Genomic DNA, 519 nt, shown 5'->3' on the forward strand with positions numbered 1-519 from the left:
CTTGGGGACGCCACTTACTTATTTTTAATAGGAAAGTGAAGTGTTATTAAGAAAGCTCGTCTGAAACGAGTCTAAAAATTCAGTTGTCCTAGTGACACATTTATGTGTCCCCATCGTCTAGAGGCCTAGGACACCGCCCTTTCACGGCGGTAACAGGGGTTCGAATCCCCTTGGGGACGCCATTTACTTATTTTTAATAGGGAAGTGAAGTGTTATTAGAAAGCTCGTCTGAAACGAGTCTAAAAATTCAGTTGTCCTAGTGACACATTTATGTGTCCCCATCGTCTAGAGGCCTAGGACACCGCCCTTTCACGGCGGTAACAGGGGTTCGAATCCCCTTGGGGACGCCACTTACTTATTTTTAATAGGGAAGTGAAGTGTTATTAAGAAAGCTCGCCTGAAACGAGTTTAAAAATTCAGTTGTCCTAGTGACACATTTATGTGTCCCCATCGTCTAGAGGCCTAGGACACCGCCCTTTCACGGCGGTAACAGGGGTTCGAATCCCCTTGGGGACGCCA

General features: G+C 46.4%; 3 tRNA genes. All 3 read left to right on the forward strand.

The window, feature by feature from the left end:
• Positions 1-106: 106 nt before the first annotated feature.
• The 3 genes from L654_RS0115590 (at position 107) to L654_RS0115600 (ending at position 519) form a co-directional block, all read left to right on the forward strand.
• A tRNA-Glu gene (locus tag L654_RS0115590) sits at positions 107-182 on the forward strand.
• A 92-nt stretch (positions 183-274) separates the two neighbouring features.
• Positions 275-350, forward strand: a tRNA-Glu gene (locus L654_RS0115595).
• A gap of 93 nt (positions 351-443) precedes the next feature.
• A tRNA-Glu gene (locus tag L654_RS0115600) sits at positions 444-519 on the forward strand.

This window comes from Pseudoalteromonas sp. TAB23 (assembly GCF_000498075.1).
In the GTDB taxonomy this organism is placed as follows: Bacteria; Pseudomonadota; Gammaproteobacteria; order Enterobacterales; family Alteromonadaceae; genus Pseudoalteromonas; species Pseudoalteromonas arctica.